The sequence below is a fragment of the Ruegeria halocynthiae genome, assembly GCF_000743705.1.
GTDB classification, from domain to species: domain Bacteria; phylum Pseudomonadota; class Alphaproteobacteria; order Rhodobacterales; family Rhodobacteraceae; genus Ruegeria; species Ruegeria halocynthiae_B.
In genome coordinates this window covers 1-13161 of record NZ_JQEZ01000014.1, presented here as the reverse complement: position 1 = coordinate 13161, position 13161 = coordinate 1, and the positions used below count along the sequence as shown (strand labels likewise).

22 protein-coding genes and 1 pseudogene are annotated in these 13161 nt (G+C 53.8%); 6 read left to right on the top strand and 17 right to left on the bottom strand.

Translation table 11 applies throughout. The annotated features are described in order from the left end of the window. A partial coding sequence (locus JT51_RS22030) for an alpha/beta fold hydrolase (RefSeq protein WP_200876134.1) occupies positions 1-236 on the top strand: 236 nt, incomplete at its 5' end. 44 nt (positions 237-280) lie between these two features. Here JT51_RS22030 and JT51_RS21910 read toward each other — a convergent pair. From JT51_RS21910 to JT51_RS20860, 12 genes are all read right to left on the bottom strand, one after another. Beyond that, complete coding sequence (locus JT51_RS21910) at positions 281-493, bottom strand: hypothetical protein (RefSeq protein WP_037317816.1); 213 nt, start codon at positions 491-493, stop codon at positions 281-283. A gap of 294 nt (positions 494-787) precedes the next feature. Next, positions 788-1402: a hypothetical protein gene (locus JT51_RS20910; protein WP_037317800.1), complete on the bottom strand. Its 615-nt coding sequence runs from the start codon at positions 1400-1402 to the stop codon at positions 788-790. Positions 1403-1414: 12 nt separating this feature from the next. Next, positions 1415-2095 carry a HupE/UreJ family protein gene (locus JT51_RS20905; RefSeq protein ID WP_419177317.1) on the bottom strand — a complete coding sequence of 227 codons (681 nt, stop codon included), beginning with the start codon at positions 2093-2095 and terminating at the stop codon, positions 1415-1417. A gap of 95 nt (positions 2096-2190) precedes the next feature. Beyond that, positions 2191-2442, bottom strand: a complete 252-nt coding sequence (locus JT51_RS20900) for a hypothetical protein (protein ID WP_152563422.1) — start codon at positions 2440-2442, stop codon at positions 2191-2193. Positions 2443-2573: 131 nt separating this feature from the next. Further along, positions 2574-3503: a CDF family Co(II)/Ni(II) efflux transporter DmeF gene (dmeF, locus tag JT51_RS20895; RefSeq protein WP_037317794.1), complete on the bottom strand. Its 930-nt coding sequence runs from the start codon at positions 3501-3503 to the stop codon at positions 2574-2576. 29 nt (positions 3504-3532) lie between these two features. Continuing rightward, the gene (locus tag JT51_RS20890) at positions 3533-3805 is read right to left on the bottom strand and encodes a metal/formaldehyde-sensitive transcriptional repressor (protein WP_037317791.1); all 273 of its coding nucleotides are present in this window, start codon (positions 3803-3805) and stop codon (positions 3533-3535) included. 89 nt (positions 3806-3894) lie between these two features. Next, the gene (locus JT51_RS20885) at positions 3895-4737 is read right to left on the bottom strand and encodes a CopD family protein (protein ID WP_235216225.1); all 843 of its coding nucleotides are present in this window, start codon (positions 4735-4737) and stop codon (positions 3895-3897) included. A 32-nt stretch (positions 4738-4769) separates the two neighbouring features. Continuing rightward, positions 4770-5114, bottom strand: coding sequence for a copper resistance CopC family protein (locus JT51_RS20880; RefSeq protein WP_235216224.1), 345 nt, complete (start codon positions 5112-5114; stop codon positions 4770-4772). A 12-nt stretch (positions 5115-5126) separates the two neighbouring features. Next, positions 5127-5591 carry a c-type cytochrome gene (locus JT51_RS20875; RefSeq protein WP_037317785.1) on the bottom strand — a complete coding sequence of 155 codons (465 nt, stop codon included), beginning with the start codon at positions 5589-5591 and terminating at the stop codon, positions 5127-5129. Then, positions 5591-5926, bottom strand: coding sequence for a DUF411 domain-containing protein (locus JT51_RS20870; protein WP_051927688.1), 336 nt, complete (start codon positions 5924-5926; stop codon positions 5591-5593). Before JT51_RS20870 ends, JT51_RS20875 begins: the two co-directional genes overlap by 1 nt. Before the next feature lie 190 nt (positions 5927-6116). Beyond that, positions 6117-6449 (bottom strand): hypothetical protein, encoded by a 333-nt coding sequence (locus tag JT51_RS20865; protein ID WP_037317779.1) that lies wholly within the window; start codon positions 6447-6449, stop codon positions 6117-6119. 64 nt (positions 6450-6513) lie between these two features. Then, positions 6514-7110: a hypothetical protein gene (locus tag JT51_RS20860; protein WP_037317776.1), complete on the bottom strand. Its 597-nt coding sequence runs from the start codon at positions 7108-7110 to the stop codon at positions 6514-6516. 44 nt (positions 7111-7154) lie between these two features. On the opposite strand from JT51_RS20860, the gene JT51_RS22475 reads away from it, so the two are divergent. Further along, the gene (locus JT51_RS22475; protein WP_051927687.1) at positions 7155-7547 is read left to right on the top strand and encodes a cyclic nucleotide-binding domain-containing protein; all 393 of its coding nucleotides are present in this window, start codon (positions 7155-7157) and stop codon (positions 7545-7547) included. 3 nt (positions 7548-7550) lie between these two features. Next, a complete protein-coding gene (locus tag JT51_RS20850) occupies positions 7551-7751 on the top strand; it encodes a hypothetical protein (RefSeq protein WP_051927686.1) in 201 nt (66 codons plus the stop codon). A gap of 139 nt (positions 7752-7890) precedes the next feature. Here JT51_RS20850 and JT51_RS22320 read toward each other — a convergent pair whose 3' ends face one another. From JT51_RS22320 to JT51_RS20840, 3 genes are all read right to left on the bottom strand, one after another. Further along, positions 7891-8412, bottom strand: coding sequence for an ankyrin repeat domain-containing protein (locus tag JT51_RS22320; RefSeq protein WP_235216116.1), 522 nt, complete (start codon positions 8410-8412; stop codon positions 7891-7893). A 250-nt stretch (positions 8413-8662) separates the two neighbouring features. Continuing rightward, a complete protein-coding gene (locus JT51_RS22315; RefSeq protein WP_081894779.1) occupies positions 8663-8884 on the bottom strand; it encodes a GDCCVxC domain-containing (seleno)protein in 222 nt (73 codons plus the stop codon). A gap of 4 nt (positions 8885-8888) precedes the next feature. After that, complete coding sequence (locus tag JT51_RS20840) at positions 8889-9212, bottom strand: hypothetical protein (RefSeq protein ID WP_037317773.1); 324 nt, start codon at positions 9210-9212, stop codon at positions 8889-8891. 99 nt (positions 9213-9311) lie between these two features. Here JT51_RS20840 and JT51_RS20835 point away from each other — a divergent pair, with 99 nt between their 5' ends. Beyond that, on the top strand, positions 9312-9701 hold the full coding sequence (locus JT51_RS20835; protein ID WP_037317770.1) for a MerR family transcriptional regulator: 390 nt from the start codon (positions 9312-9314) through the stop codon (positions 9699-9701). A gap of 210 nt (positions 9702-9911) precedes the next feature. Continuing rightward, entirely contained in the window at positions 9912-10763 is an 852-nt protein-coding gene (locus JT51_RS22025) for a hypothetical protein (RefSeq protein WP_160175210.1), read from the top strand. 264 nt (positions 10764-11027) lie between these two features. On the opposite strand, the gene JT51_RS20825 is transcribed toward JT51_RS22025, so the two are convergent. After that, a complete protein-coding gene (locus tag JT51_RS20825) occupies positions 11028-11771 on the bottom strand; it encodes a hypothetical protein (protein WP_037317764.1) in 744 nt (247 codons plus the stop codon). A 336-nt stretch (positions 11772-12107) separates the two neighbouring features. Between JT51_RS20825 and JT51_RS20820 the strand changes: the two genes are divergently transcribed. Beyond that, entirely contained in the window at positions 12108-12413 is a 306-nt protein-coding gene (locus tag JT51_RS20820; protein WP_200876079.1) for a YciI family protein, read from the top strand. Positions 12414-12810: 397 nt separating this feature from the next. On the opposite strand, the pseudogene JT51_RS22020 reads toward JT51_RS20820, so the two are convergent. Beyond that, positions 12811-13161 (bottom strand): annotated as a pseudogene (locus JT51_RS22020) (hypothetical protein); the annotation flags it as partial.

The following is a 13161-nucleotide window of genomic DNA, read 5'->3' as shown; positions in this document are numbered from 1 at the left end:
CTGATGGCATGCGCAAAGACGGCTCGCTTCTGGAAGCTATTTCCACCATCCGATGCCCTGTCCTGGCGATCCATGGTGATTACGACCCAAGACCGTCAGAAGGTGTGAGGTTGCCATTGCAGGCAGCACTTCCTTCTGCTGAATTTGTTGAAATCAAGCGGTGCGGACATAAGCCTTGGCAAGAGATATACGCCAAAGATGAATTCTATCGTTTGGTTGAGAAAACGATCACATAGGTGGCGGCAATATCGGACTCCGGGCTAAACGCCCTATTCTGCACTCAGCCGGACTCGACCCCTCCTGAGAAATGCCCCAAACGGTGCACCTGTTTCGGATCGCAGTTTGGAGGAATGTCTTCGAAAAACTCCTTTGCTTTATCAAATCCGGGTGGATTGCCTTCCGCTGTTTCCCAATAATCGGGTGCCGCAGCATAGAATGCTTCTACTTTGCTGAGGTCAGACACGACATCGAGATTTCGTATCGTAAAAGTCATTGTGAACCCCTTATAGGCTTTTCTCGAAGTACTGGCCTGACTTCGGGGTGTTGTCAATTTGGGCTCGCTGCCGACATTCCCTGCGACGTGCTTTAGCTGACACGTTGAGCCCTGACCGGACCTCCGCCGAACTTTGAGGTTTCGCTCGTGCAGCATGTCGAGATCGGCGCAGTCCGGACATTCAATTCCGCCATGTGAAGTGGAAAGGCGCGGACAAAGCGGCCGCTGAAGGCAAAGCATCGAATGGTCGCATTGATGCCGCGCACCCAGGTTATGGAAGCGCGGCCCATTGAATTACTCGCTTCGAACAATGTCCGAGTAAGCGCCATTCAGGTTGAGTGTGACGGTAACCGCCTCATCGTCCCTGTTGCGCCAGAACCAGCCGTGATCTCCGGCGAAAGGAGTTTCAAAGCTGCCTTCGCCTTCGGTTTGACCGCGCCCTTTCTCGTAGGTCACGTTTTGGTCCCCCGCATGTGCATGGAGGTCGAAGTTGATCCGACCACCTTTAGCCACCCACGCGTAGAAAAGGGTCGTTCCCTCTTCCATAGTTGCCTTGATCTCGGTGAATTCGCCCGGTTCAAGCGTGAACGTGATTGTGTCCTGCCATGCTTCCTGAGCGTGTGCTGTGCCAACAAACAGATCGAAAATGTCGCCCAAAAGGCTCGACGACTGATCAGCCCCGTGAAGCTGTTGGTCCTGATCCGCCTCATCAGCCAGTTCCTTCTTGATTTCACCCATCTCGGTCAGACCAAGCACGCGGCCCGCCCCTGTTGGGTCGATCCCGTATTCGGCAGGTAAAACAACAGCAAAAAGTAGAGCCACTGCGCTGACAGCCGCGATGATCGTGGACCGAAGAAGCTGGGCTGAACTGGGTAATTCTTCGAGGCTCGGTTTTTTTGAATTAAACATCTGTGGTTTTCCTTATGCGGCCACGAAATAGCCAGTGAGTTGGTATCCCATCAGCACAAAACCGATGGTCATCATGACGACATTGACGGTGTAGGCTTGTTCGAAAAACTTGGCGCTCTTTCGCCAGTACCCCATGACGATGAGGATCGCTGCGAGTGCTAGAAGTTGGCCGATCTCGACGCCAACATTGAATGCCAGGAGGTTGGGTAGCAGCCCGTCTGGTGCGATCTGGTAGTCCAGTATCTTCGTGGCCAGGCCGGTGCCGTGGAACAGGCCGAAGATGAAGGTTGCTGCCTTGGTGTTGGGCTGGAAGCCGAACCAACGCTGATAGGCCCCAAGGTTGTCGAGCGCCTTATAGACAACCGAAAGCCCGATAATGGCATCAACAATGTAGGAACTGATGCCCCAGCCGAACCAAACGCCTGCGAGCATTGTGATGGAATGCCCCGCAGCAAACAGGCTGACATATACCGCAACGTCTTTCGACCGATAGAGGAAGAAGACGACGCCAAGTAGGAACAGGATATGGTCGTAGCCCGTCACCATATGTTTGGCTCCGAGATACATGAAGGGGATTATGTGCACGCCCCAGATTTCCTGAATATAGCCGGCGTCGCCGGGTGTAACATCATGGGCCATCGCTGCGCTGGTCGATAGCAGCAGCAAGGACGTGAGTAAGAACGTTAGACGCATTGAACTGCGACTGACGCCTTCGTTGAAGGTTTTCATGGATAACTCCGCTATGTATTTGGATTGATCGGTGATGCGCGTGAGCCGCGCCGTGCCGATCAAACGCGCGGAGGTCGGTCTATCCGGAACTGGCGGTTGGGACCGAGGACTGAGACCAGCCCGCGCCAAGCCTCGCCTGTGTGCAGTTCGGGCGCGGCGCCGGGGCCATTGGAAAGAAACGCCTGATTGTGGTCATGATCCGCCCCGTCGTGGCTATGACCGTGCATGGCCCAATACAGGTCTTCCTCAAACCCATGTGAATGACCATGATCCTCGACCATTTCCAGATGGTCTTGGATCGTCTCAAACACTGCTGGCGCGTGGGTGAATAATGGCGTTACGGACCAAACGACCAACGACAGACAGAGAGCAGCCAAGCCAGTTCTCAGAATGTGCTCGTAAGCCTGTTTCATCGCATCTATCTGCCCTGTGATTGCAACCTTTATGCGGTCGCCATGATTTTGTTAACTTCTACCGTAGTGTGCGCCACGTGGTCAATTCCGCCCAACAGGCTCTTGTATTCGTCCGGTGATCTTGGAGCAGTTGAAGCGACCGAGACGATAACTGAGTAGTACCCTGGGCCGACCTGCCAGATGTGCAGGTCAGTGATCTTGTCGGTGTCGCTTTCAATTGCATCGCGCATGTCCGACTCAAGATTCCCGCCCTCTGGGGTGCGATCAAGCAGGACGCCTCCAGTGTCGCGGATCAGTCCCCACGACCATCGAGAGATCACAATCGCACCGACAATGCCCATCACAGGGTCCGCCCATAACCACCCGTAGGCACGACCCAACAAAAGCGCAACAATGGCAAGGACAGAGGTCAGAGCATCCGCCAAGACGTGCAGATAGGCTGCGCGCAGGTTGTTGTCTTGCCCGTGACTATGACCGTGGTGGCGGTCGTGATCGTGATAATGGTCGTCGCGGAGTAGCCATGCACTTGCCAAGTTGACGATCAACCCAACGACTGCGACCATGATGGCCTGATTAAAGCTGATCGGCACGGGTTCTACCAATCGCACCACGCTCTCCCAACCAATCAGGAGAGCGATCAACACCAAAACAACTGCGCTCGCAAAACCAGCCAGATCACCGACCTTACCTGTACCAAAGCTGAAACTACGGTTGTTGGCGTTCTTCCTTGCATAGCGATAGGCTAGGACCGCAATAAGCATCGCCCCTGCGTGCGTGGACATATGCCACCCGTCAGCGATGAGCGCCATTGACCCGAACCAATGCCCTGCTGTGATCTCGATGACCATCATTGAGGCGGTTAGAGCGATGACCAACCAAACCTTGCGCTCGTTGCGTTTTTGATTTGCGCCAAGAAAGACATGCTCATGGGCGAACACGGATATATCTTGATTGCTCATTGCTGGCCCTTTCGGTGTAGCCAAGCTTTCTATTTCAGATACGATTTCAAGATCTGGATCATTTCTTCCGCCCCATGCTCGCGGTCGGACGCGGTTGGAGCACCGACTACATGGCTGCGCAGGTGTTCTTCGAGCATTTCGTTGGTCAGCCCGGCCATCGCACCTCTGATTGATGCAATCTGGCGCAACACTTCGCTGCAATCTGCATCTGATTCCAACGCCCGTTCAACGCCTTCCACTTGACCCTTTATCCGGCGAAGGCGGGCAATGAGCTTTGAACTATCGCGGCTTAGGTGGCCCATGCAAATACCTCAAATATACTATAGGGAGGTATACTATAGATGAGCACAGATGCAAGCGCACTTTATAGGGTAACTGGGCTACCAAGTCGTCAGAGATTGATGGGAGGTGTCGTCACACTGGTTAGGGTTGCCGTTGCAAGCAGGATCAGGACAACAGCCAACATCTCTATCGAAATCGACCGTCGGAGCGCGATGGCCGCGCCACGCTTCTCAGCCCTGAGAGCCGGAACAAGTATCAGCTTGTTCAGCGCCGCAATGCCAAGAAGGGTAGAGACGATAACGATCTTGACCAAAAGTACCAATCCATACGCCGTTCCGAACAAGGCGGCCACCGAGCCCGAAAGCAGCCATGCGAGCGCTGCGCCTGCAATAATCAGGACGCCAACTCCGTAAGAAGCGACATTGCCAAAGTGGTGCAGTAGATCGGCCCCAGTGGTAGTGAGCGCCGCTTTGCGCAACGGCAGGAGAGCACCGACCCAAAAGGCGACTGCCAGCAGATGAAGAACCAGTAAGACTGCGAGAGGCGCCCTGAGCTCTCCGAGCGAGTGCCCCACCTGAGCAAAGGAAATCGCTACGGCAAGGCTGCCCGCCAAAGCGATCCATTTCCCGACGCGGGGGAGCAGGATTGCCAATATCGCGAGTTCACCCACCCCTCGCCAAATCGCGGCGGTGCCAAGCGGACTCTCCCAAACAAAACCAAGCATCATTGGGTCCGTCGCGCCCTCAAAGCCCATCCCGGATATCCGCGCCGCTCTGATGCCAAAACGTAAAGCCAGCACGGCGAGACCGACAAGCGCTGCACCGACCGCGAGGTGCCGCGCAAGGCGTAGAACAGACTCTTCAGCGCGCTTGGCAAAGAGGACCGTGAAAAGGACGCCACCCATCGTCAGCAGCGCCGCGCCGTAGCCAAGTGCTTTCGCAAAAATGGCCAAGACGACAACGCCGTCAATGGGGGCCAGTCCGGTCACTTAGCGACTGTGAAAGAGAAGCTGCCCTGCATCGGGTGACCGTCTGAAGCCATACCTCGCCAGTCGAAGCGGTAGCTTCCGGGTGCAAGCTCCTCCATAGGCATAGCCAGGAACTCTTTGGCGGGGTCCATACCCGTTTCGCGTTCAATTTCGACGTCGCCATCGGGTGAGCTCAGCGTGACCGAGATGATGCGCATGGGATCATCGAACCGCATTGAAAGCTCCGGCACTTCCGTGACGGTCGCGCCGTCAGCAGGTGTCGTTGTTTCGGACTTTGAATGCGCAGCCGCAAGCATTGGAGCCATTGCTACGACCATGCCGAAAAGAGTTTGTTTGATCATCTGAGTTTTCCTCTATTCGGATTGGGCGTTAAGTTCGTCGTGGTACTCACGAAGGTCATCGGGCCAGGTTGATTTGATAAAGGATAGCACCGCAATGATTTCGTCATCGCTGAGCACACCTTCATAGACCGGCATACTGGTTGGGGGCGCATTCTCCATCAATCCGGCCAGGCCAAATTTGGTCAAGGTGATGAGGGTTTCATCATCGTGGTGCCATGTATGTCCTGTAGCGTCATGCGGCGGTGCTGGTAGCAAACCATCCTCGCCGCGCATCCGCCAGTTTGGTTGCCCTTCCAGGCGCGCACCGTGGCAGGCAGCACATTGGTCCGCGTAAACAACTTGGCCAATGGAGACCACTTCCGCGTCATCAGGTGTCAAAAGACCGACCACTTCGGAGGGCTGGGCCAGAACGAACGCTACGGTGAAACCGGCGAGCGCAAGCCCACCGGTGACCAACAGTGTTGTGCGCCCTGCCATCAGGTGTCGAACGGCTGAGCAGTGCCCGCGCGGTAGTACACAGTTCCGGTCCCGGCCGTACCACCAAATGCAATGACGTCGTAACGGGCGGACGGATCGTCGCCCATACCAGGAGAGCCCATTGGCATGCCAGGAACAGCAAGCCCTATGATGTCAGGCCGATCCTTCAACACGGCTTCCAGTGCTTCGAACGGCACATGGCCTTCAAAGGCATAACCATCGGCTTCAATGGTGTGACAGGATGCGAGGTTCAGCGGGATACCCCGCGCTGACTTCTGTGCCTCGGGGTCTGTCAGTTCCTCAACGGTGACGGCGTAGCCACGTTCGCGAGCCAAGTCGGCCCATGCGTGACAACATCCGCAACCTGGTGAACTGAGCACGTGCATTGGGGTACCTGCACGGACGGGAAGAGCGGTCGCGATGAGAGCAGTTGCAGACAGTGCAGTGAAGTGACGACGTGTGATCATGTCTGTCGGTCCTTTTATGTGAAATTTGAACGGATTGCGGGCGAGCGCCCATTGCCGTTCAGGCTTTCGGAGGACCGGTGGGGACGCCCAGTGCGAGGCTCGAATTATCGGAACCAGCGAGCGTCACACCACCCACCGAGATCGCCAATGGAGCAATCGGCGAAATCCCCGCCGTGGCGACAAGATCACCAAAACAGGATGCTGAACCCATGCCGCTAGTGGTGTCGCAACAATCCGCAACAGCTTTCCCGGCATCAGCCAACGGATCGTCCGCCATTTGAGCATGATGACCAGAATGATCCGATCCAAGGTTCAAGCCATGCTTCACGGACGCTGCGGATGCGCCAGAGAATGCAACAACAAGAAGTATCGACAGGACCAAGCGAAACATACCAAATACCTACTGTGAGTATGTGGTTTTGACAAGTTTCGAGGATGCTTCGCCACATACAATCCTAGTTGCACTCATTGTGGGTGCGCCACATCTCTGGATCATGCCCGTCCGAAACAGTGGAACATGGATCACCAGAACATCCGCGTACGACTGAATACTGGCTGACTTGCGCATCAGTCAGCAACGTCAAAGTCAGCAGGTGAGCGTTCAGATGGACGAGGCGAAGGGCTGCTCGCGCCGCGCCCGCTTCCATAACCAACCGTTCAAGAGTTTCTGCCGTCGGGGCACCTTGCTGAAAAGCCAGGTCCAGCGCCTGTTCCATTTCGATAAAGCGTTCGCCTGCCAGTATTGCGTCTGTCTGCATCTGCGCGCGGATCACTTCGATTTCGTGGCGCTGCTCTTCAGTCAGACCAATTTGATCGGCAAGTTCGAGAAGATGCGTTGGCCCCGGAATGCCGTTAAGCTCCGCTGCTCGGGCGAGGCCCCATCCGCCGCCACGCGCGATCTCCTCTAGGTCTTGTTCCGATAGAGATTTGATGAGGCGTGTTTCTTCACCCGCATAGACCGACGGTGTCGTGTTGTGGCTCCCAGAGTGGGTCTGGGTAAAAGCGATGGAGGGCAAGATCGCCACAACAAGTGCGAAACGCTTGGTCGCCATGTTTGAAATCCTCGGTTGAGACAGCGTTGGCACGAAAGGATTGCATGGAATACGCAATACTGAACATGATAGAAATCATGTCGAGTCGCTGGCTTCATTGTTTTGACAACGCACCAAGGCGAACCCTAGTGGAAGGCGAAACTCTGTTTCGGCGGGATGATAGAGTGGCATGGGCTTTTCTGGTCCGTAAGGGTCGGATCTTCCTTCGGCGAGCGCTGCAAGATGGCGGGCTTTTAACGCTACACACAGCCAATGCTGGTGATCTGGTCGCTGAAGCATCCCTGTTTGCAGACCGCTATCACTGCGACGCTGTGACCGATCTTTCTACGACAGTCTTATTCCTCCCGAGGGACGAATTGATGACGCACTTAGAGGATGCAGCTTCATCAAACCATCTTTCGATCAGAGCGTTTGAACGAACAGCGAGAGATCTATAGGCTTTGCGGACCCGCATTGAAATCATGCGCCTGCGAAAGGTGACAGATCGGCTGGATGCCTATCTCGAACTCTACGGTCCACCGGAAGAAGGCGAATGGGTGCGCGTCGCCGATTGGATCGGAGTGACGCACCCCGCGCTATACCGTGAGCTTGCGAAGCGTCGAGCGAAAAAAGACATTCGCCGTCTCGCGGCAAAATCGTAGGTTTGGGCTCTTCAGGCTGCTTCGCTGCGCGTTGCATGAATGGCTTGTTCAAATCGACATACCGCTCGCCGCACTTTGTGCCGATACGAAAAACGCGGGACATATCTGTCAAACAAGGCGAGCACACCAATGATCGCTGTCAGTCCGGCCGGAAACTCGCAATAAATTCGGCGGACTTTAGATGGCCCAAATAGCGAGCTTCTTCCTCTGCGGTTGTGTTGTCATCAATCAAGGTCGTGACCGAACGATCTGCACCTGCCGTGAGTAGCATATGCATCGACCTTTCATCGTCTCTTATCGCTGCCATGTGTAACGGGGTCCAGCCATTGACACCTCGCTGATTGATGTCAACGCCAACCGTGATCAATGCTTCGAGGATTTGATACTTATCCCTGCTTTCACGTTCGATGCAAGCAAGCACCGGGGGATACCCGTCAGTAGTACAAGGTTGCAAATTAACTCCTTTTTCGATCATCCAGTTAACTGACTTTAAGCAACCACATTCGACGGCATGCACGATCCAAGGAGAGCCGAAGCACCCATCATTTCCGTGCGGGAAACTGTCCACTAACTGCGCTGCGAATTCCAGTTGATCTAGGTCGCCATTAACAAGCCATTCCTGAATTTCAAATAGCTCCTTGCAGGCAGGGTTCTCAGACATCTCGTACCCGTGATCGATCCAGTCTTTTCTAGCCACGCTCTTAAATCCGCTCGATTTTTCAGAAATGAAAATTTCCTTGTAAGCAATAGCAGACCTTCAGCAGAAACGCAGCATCCGTAGCTATGGGGCTCGCTGCCGACTTTCTCTGCGACGAGCTCGAAACAGCCGTATGAGCCCTGAACCGTCATTAGTGCGCTTCGGATTTGTGCACGTGCGGCACGTCGTTAAGCACGTTAAGCGGACCTTTGCTTTAGTGCCCGCAACAGCTATCGCCCAATTGTATGGGCGGGCACGGCACGGTGGCATAGGAGCAATAGACGCAACAATCGCCTTCGAGCGGCTTCAATACAGCCTTACAAGACCTGCATTCATAAAACCATTGGCAGGCGTCTGTCGGCATTTCTTCAGTTTCAGTGTGCCCGCATTTGGGGCACGTCAATGTGCTTTCAAGCACTACGTTTTGTTCGGTCATCGTCTCACATCTGCATGATTAGGTAGTCGTTGATCCGGGCCTCGTTGAACACGATAACCCATGCCATTCCGGTGATGGCGGTGCTTCCGACTAGCCACCATTTCAGCCGCCCAATTGATCCGCGTCGGTGCGATACCAACCAAGATAACGCGATTAGCGCAGTCGATATTGCCAGTACATAGAAACTGGCTGCCGCAATTTTTCCGAATATTGCCAGCCAGCCGCCACCCAACCCCAGCAACATCATAGCCATAGGTAAAACGCAGCAGGTTGCCACGCCAAGCGCTGAAATCGATCCTAAATAGCTGAGGCTAAGGTATTTCTGCATTCCACTTCTCCATCGGTCTTCACCGCACAGCTTTGCAGCGATGACCCAAGTAACGTATAGCTCCTGTAGCCGCTACAGGATCAAGAAGGGAAATGTCACATGATTGCGATTGGAGAAGCCTCCCGGCAAAGTGGGGTCGGAATTGAAACCATCCGCTATTATGAACGCGAAGGCATTGTGCCAAAACCTGCTCGGGCTTCCAACAATCGCCGACTGTACTCAGATCATGACGTCGGAAGGCTGCGCTTCTTGAAGCGGTGCCGGGAATTGGGCTTCGCACTTACGGACGCAAAGACACTGCTCGATCTGTCAGAGGGGGACAGTGAAGACTGCCAATCCGTGAAGGAGATGGCCGAGCTTCATATCTCCAATGTGCGCGATAAGATTGAGGAGCTGGGACGTTTGGAAGCCGCGCTAGATGAACTGACGGCAAATTGCGACAGCGGAAACGTTTCGTGCCCAATGCTTTCCCAATTGCGAAAGACATGATTTCACCAAGCGCTCGCCGCCGACTTTCTCTCCGACGCGCTCGAGCTGGAGCGTAGGAGCCCAGAGCAGCCGTTCCCGTTCGGCTGAGATGTCGCAAGTGCAGTCGACAACTTTTTCCCAAAAGCAGACCTTGTTTCGACATCCCTTCAACGGCAGCGCTGCAGGACGGCCAGGACATTGGTGTTGCCATAATTTCCGCAGGCCATACCCTTGACTAAGCAAGATATTCTGGTGGACGTTACCGGCATTTGGAGACGCCCGCTGCGCGTTCTCGGACCATGCGGGCGGGGAATATTAACTACAAAAGAACAACAGATGATTTGTAAAATTTGCCAAAGTGATTTTCCCAAATTGGCGAGAGCACATCTTTTGCCAGATAGCCTAAAGAAAGTCGCGCCTACTTCAGGTAGGCCCGACCATCATATGGTCGAGGTAAAACTCGACCAAGAGCGCGTGCGAAAAGTCCAGACGCATACATGGGATAACAAAATAATCTGTACAAATTGTGACAACAAACTCGGCCCATACGATGAGGAACTAAAGAAATTTGCTCGTGATTGGTATCATAGCCCCAGCAGAAAAATAAGTGATAGTGAGGTTAGCATTGGCGCAAGCGTGCAGGTTTCTGGGAATACAGACTTTATAAAGATTGGCCTTCTAGCCAGCTTGTATCGTTGCGCGATTTCTAACAGATGCACGACGGTCAGAATCGGAGATCGGTACGAACGGCAGCTGTCGGATTATTTCCGGTCAGGTTGTGATGTTGGCAAAATGCCGCGATTCTCATGCAGAATATTGGGAACGCCGCGTGTTTGTCACGACCTTTGCGGCGTGATGACCCAACCATATTTGATCAAAGTCTTCGGCGTCCAAATACACATCTTTCTTATGTTTGGGTTGGTAATATTGACGAAGATCGGAAACAAAGGCTGGCCAGAAAAGTTTGAGATTTTGGATGAACTAGGCTCTCGTCCTGATCGGACTGCGGTAACCTTTATTCCGTTTAGTAACAGTCCATTCGTTGATCAATTAAACCGCGCAAAATTTGCGCAACGGTTGTGAGTATAGGATCACGACAAGGAGAAATCTTGGCCAAGGGCTTCGAATATTCCAACCCAAAATCCCGAAATCCGAATGAGCCCCTAGCGGTCATTGCTTTGCTACTTGGGCGCTGCGGATGCATTGGACCGCTAGTAGCACTTTGCCGACCTTGGCAGCTTAAGTACCCGTCTGTTGTCTAAGTGAAATGGTCGGATGTCGGCTCCGAACCGAATGCCAAAACACCGCCAATTGAGCGGCCCCAAATCTGTGATTTTGAGCCAACCATCATAGTTGAAGGTGAATGTGATCATCGTGCCGAGCCGCACGGCACCCTTGAAACCGGATATTCGGATGCGCGATATCCAGTGATTGAACTAGATGTGGCTCTACGAGAATTTTGCCGACACGGCCGTCGCCCGACAATATTCTAAGCACTGCGGCGTTGCGCGCTTCATCCAATTCATAATCGCGCCAAAGCGGTTGAATAAAGTCGAAATCCCATCGGAGAGTTGGCCATCTTGGAGTGCAATCAGTGGGACCGGGTTCGAATGCGAAATACCCTATTGGAGATCGGGTTGCCCTGGGTAGGTAACCTGCTTCGTTTCGATAGAAGAACGCGAGATCGACTTTGTCGCCATCGTCATGAGACAAATGCGGCAGTAAAGGGAATCCGTCGAAAAATGGGAAATTCGCATCAAGGACGAGCGTCTGCGTGCCAGGATACTGTCGATCCATCTCATCTGCGGTTTCAACGAGTACGTCCTTGAGTTCCGGGGCAACATAGTTGCGGTTGAGGGCGCAATACATCCAACTCTGAACCTGAAGCGAACCGCTGTCGAAGCAATTCAGCGCCACCCGGCCAAAGCTCGGTGCTATCCAAATCGCCGCAGTCGTCAATGCCATGTAGGCAAGCAGGAATGCGACTAGCTTTTGGCGAAAGAAAAGTGCAATCAACCACGCTAAACCACCGATTTGGGTCAAAATAGTCAAAAACAGAACAACACAGGAATTGGCGATAAAGCGTAGCATATATAATGAATCAGTTTCTTCTTAAGATGCGGGACAATCGCACAAAGGGTCCAATACAAAAACCCATGCCTCAACCACAGTACCAGAAAAATTCTCACTCGACTGCGACTAGAGAACCGGCCATTCGTGCGCTGCGCAGCATTTGGGAGTTTGGGCTCGCTGCCGACTTTCTCTGCGACGTGCCCGAGCTGGTGCGTAGAGCCCCTAGCTGCCTTTCCCAATCTTCATAATCTCTGCGCATGCATGCGTCCGGTAAGCGGACTAAAGTTGCCAATCGCCGTTGCAACTGCAACAACGGCCCCAACACCTCCTTCCCGCGAAATCAAGGAATAGCCAATGGCCCTCATACCCTCCGAACAGAACTTGTTCGTTGTAGATCTGCACTACGTTGTATCGATTGATGAAATTGAGTCTGCTCTGGACGCTCATGTTGAATTTCTTGAGGATAATTTCGCTTCTGGCCGGTTCATTGCGTCGGGGCCAAAAATTCCACGCACTGGAGGCGTGATCATTGCAATGGCCCCATCCCGGATTGAGCTTGAAGCCATACTTGAATCTGACCCATTCAAACAAAATGGTTTGGCGGACTATTCTATAACAGAATTTCGAGCTTCAATGCGGGCGAAACAACTGAACTCCTAAGGTAATTGAGGCTCGCAACGGCCTTTCTCCGGGGAGAGTACGGAGGGGTTGTCTGAGCCCTTACCGGACCTTCACCAAACGTTGAGTCTTCGCTCGTGCAGCAAGTCGCAAACCGCTTAAACCGGACATTGGATTTCCCAGGCTGGAACGGTGATAGAGCGGACTTTCCCGCCTTTTGCTCACGCGGCCTTTGCTGACGCAGCATCACTTTGCGGGCGCGGAACCCTCTCTGCTGCGTTGCAGCCAATGTCGCCACAGCGGTCATTCAAAGTGCCGCTGAGCCACAAAATTCAAACCGTGCTTTCGCCGCAGGCGGTTCCAACGATTCAGTCGCGAACTTTGTTGCCATTTGCTGCGGCTGCACCAATGTCCGTTTTGTATCTGCTCGCCGATCCCCTCAACGTGCCCCTGCTACATCCAATGGCTGAAACCAAACGTTGTTTAAACGCCATAGTCCAAAGGCTAGAGGGATCGCGGCTAGCCCGCCGATGACATAGGCCAACGGCTCGTCGGAAAAACTCTCAAACATCTGCGTATAGCCGTGGATGGCCGCGAAGGTCATGCCCGTATTGAAAAGCCCTCTTCGGTTACTCAACGCCGTCCAGATAATTAAAATTGCCAGCAGGACAGCCCAGATGACCGCGTACACTTGCTCGCTGATGTTGAAAGCTGCCGCGCGGAAGGTATCGCGCTCGGCGAAATATGCGCTGTAATCGTCAAAATCGTCCCGCGTTGGCCCCCACCAGGT

Excerpts from the sequence above, each read along its gene's own strand:
- dmeF (WP_037317794.1), bottom strand. The coding sequence starts at position 3,503 with ATGAGCAATCAAGATATATCCGTGTTCGCCCATGAGCATGTCTTTCTT.
- JT51_RS20905 (WP_419177317.1), bottom strand. The coding sequence starts at position 2,095 with ATGCGTCTAACGTTCTTACTCACGTCCTTGCTGCTGCTATCGACCAGC.
- JT51_RS22315 (WP_081894779.1), bottom strand. The coding sequence starts at position 8,884 with ATGACCGAACAAAACGTAGTGCTTGAAAGCACATTGACGTGCCCCAAA.
- JT51_RS20875 (WP_037317785.1), bottom strand. The coding sequence starts at position 5,591 with ATGGCAGGGCGCACAACACTGTTGGTCACCGGTGGGCTTGCGCTCGCC.
- JT51_RS21910 (WP_037317816.1), bottom strand. The coding sequence starts at position 493 with ATGACTTTTACGATACGAAATCTCGATGTCGTGTCTGACCTCAGCAAA.
- JT51_RS20865 (WP_037317779.1), bottom strand. The coding sequence starts at position 6,449 with ATGTTTCGCTTGGTCCTGTCGATACTTCTTGTTGTTGCATTCTCTGGC.
- JT51_RS22320 (WP_235216116.1), bottom strand. The coding sequence starts at position 8,412 with ATGTCTGAGAACCCTGCCTGCAAGGAGCTATTTGAAATTCAGGAATGG.
- JT51_RS20820 (WP_200876079.1), top strand. The coding sequence starts at position 12,108 with ATGGCCCTCATACCCTCCGAACAGAACTTGTTCGTTGTAGATCTGCAC.
- JT51_RS22475 (WP_051927687.1), top strand. The coding sequence starts at position 7,155 with ATGGAATACGCAATACTGAACATGATAGAAATCATGTCGAGTCGCTGG.
- JT51_RS20840 (WP_037317773.1), bottom strand. The coding sequence starts at position 9,212 with ATGCAGAAATACCTTAGCCTCAGCTATTTAGGATCGATTTCAGCGCTT.
- JT51_RS20825 (WP_037317764.1), bottom strand. The coding sequence starts at position 11,771 with ATGCTACGCTTTATCGCCAATTCCTGTGTTGTTCTGTTTTTGACTATT.
- JT51_RS20910 (WP_037317800.1), bottom strand. The coding sequence starts at position 1,402 with ATGTTTAATTCAAAAAAACCGAGCCTCGAAGAATTACCCAGTTCAGCC.
- JT51_RS20880 (WP_235216224.1), bottom strand. The coding sequence starts at position 5,114 with ATGATCAAACAAACTCTTTTCGGCATGGTCGTAGCAATGGCTCCAATG.
- JT51_RS20890 (WP_037317791.1), bottom strand. The coding sequence starts at position 3,805 with ATGGGCCACCTAAGCCGCGATAGTTCAAAGCTCATTGCCCGCCTTCGC.
- JT51_RS20835 (WP_037317770.1), top strand. The coding sequence starts at position 9,312 with ATGATTGCGATTGGAGAAGCCTCCCGGCAAAGTGGGGTCGGAATTGAA.
- JT51_RS20860 (WP_037317776.1), bottom strand. The coding sequence starts at position 7,110 with ATGGCGACCAAGCGTTTCGCACTTGTTGTGGCGATCTTGCCCTCCATC.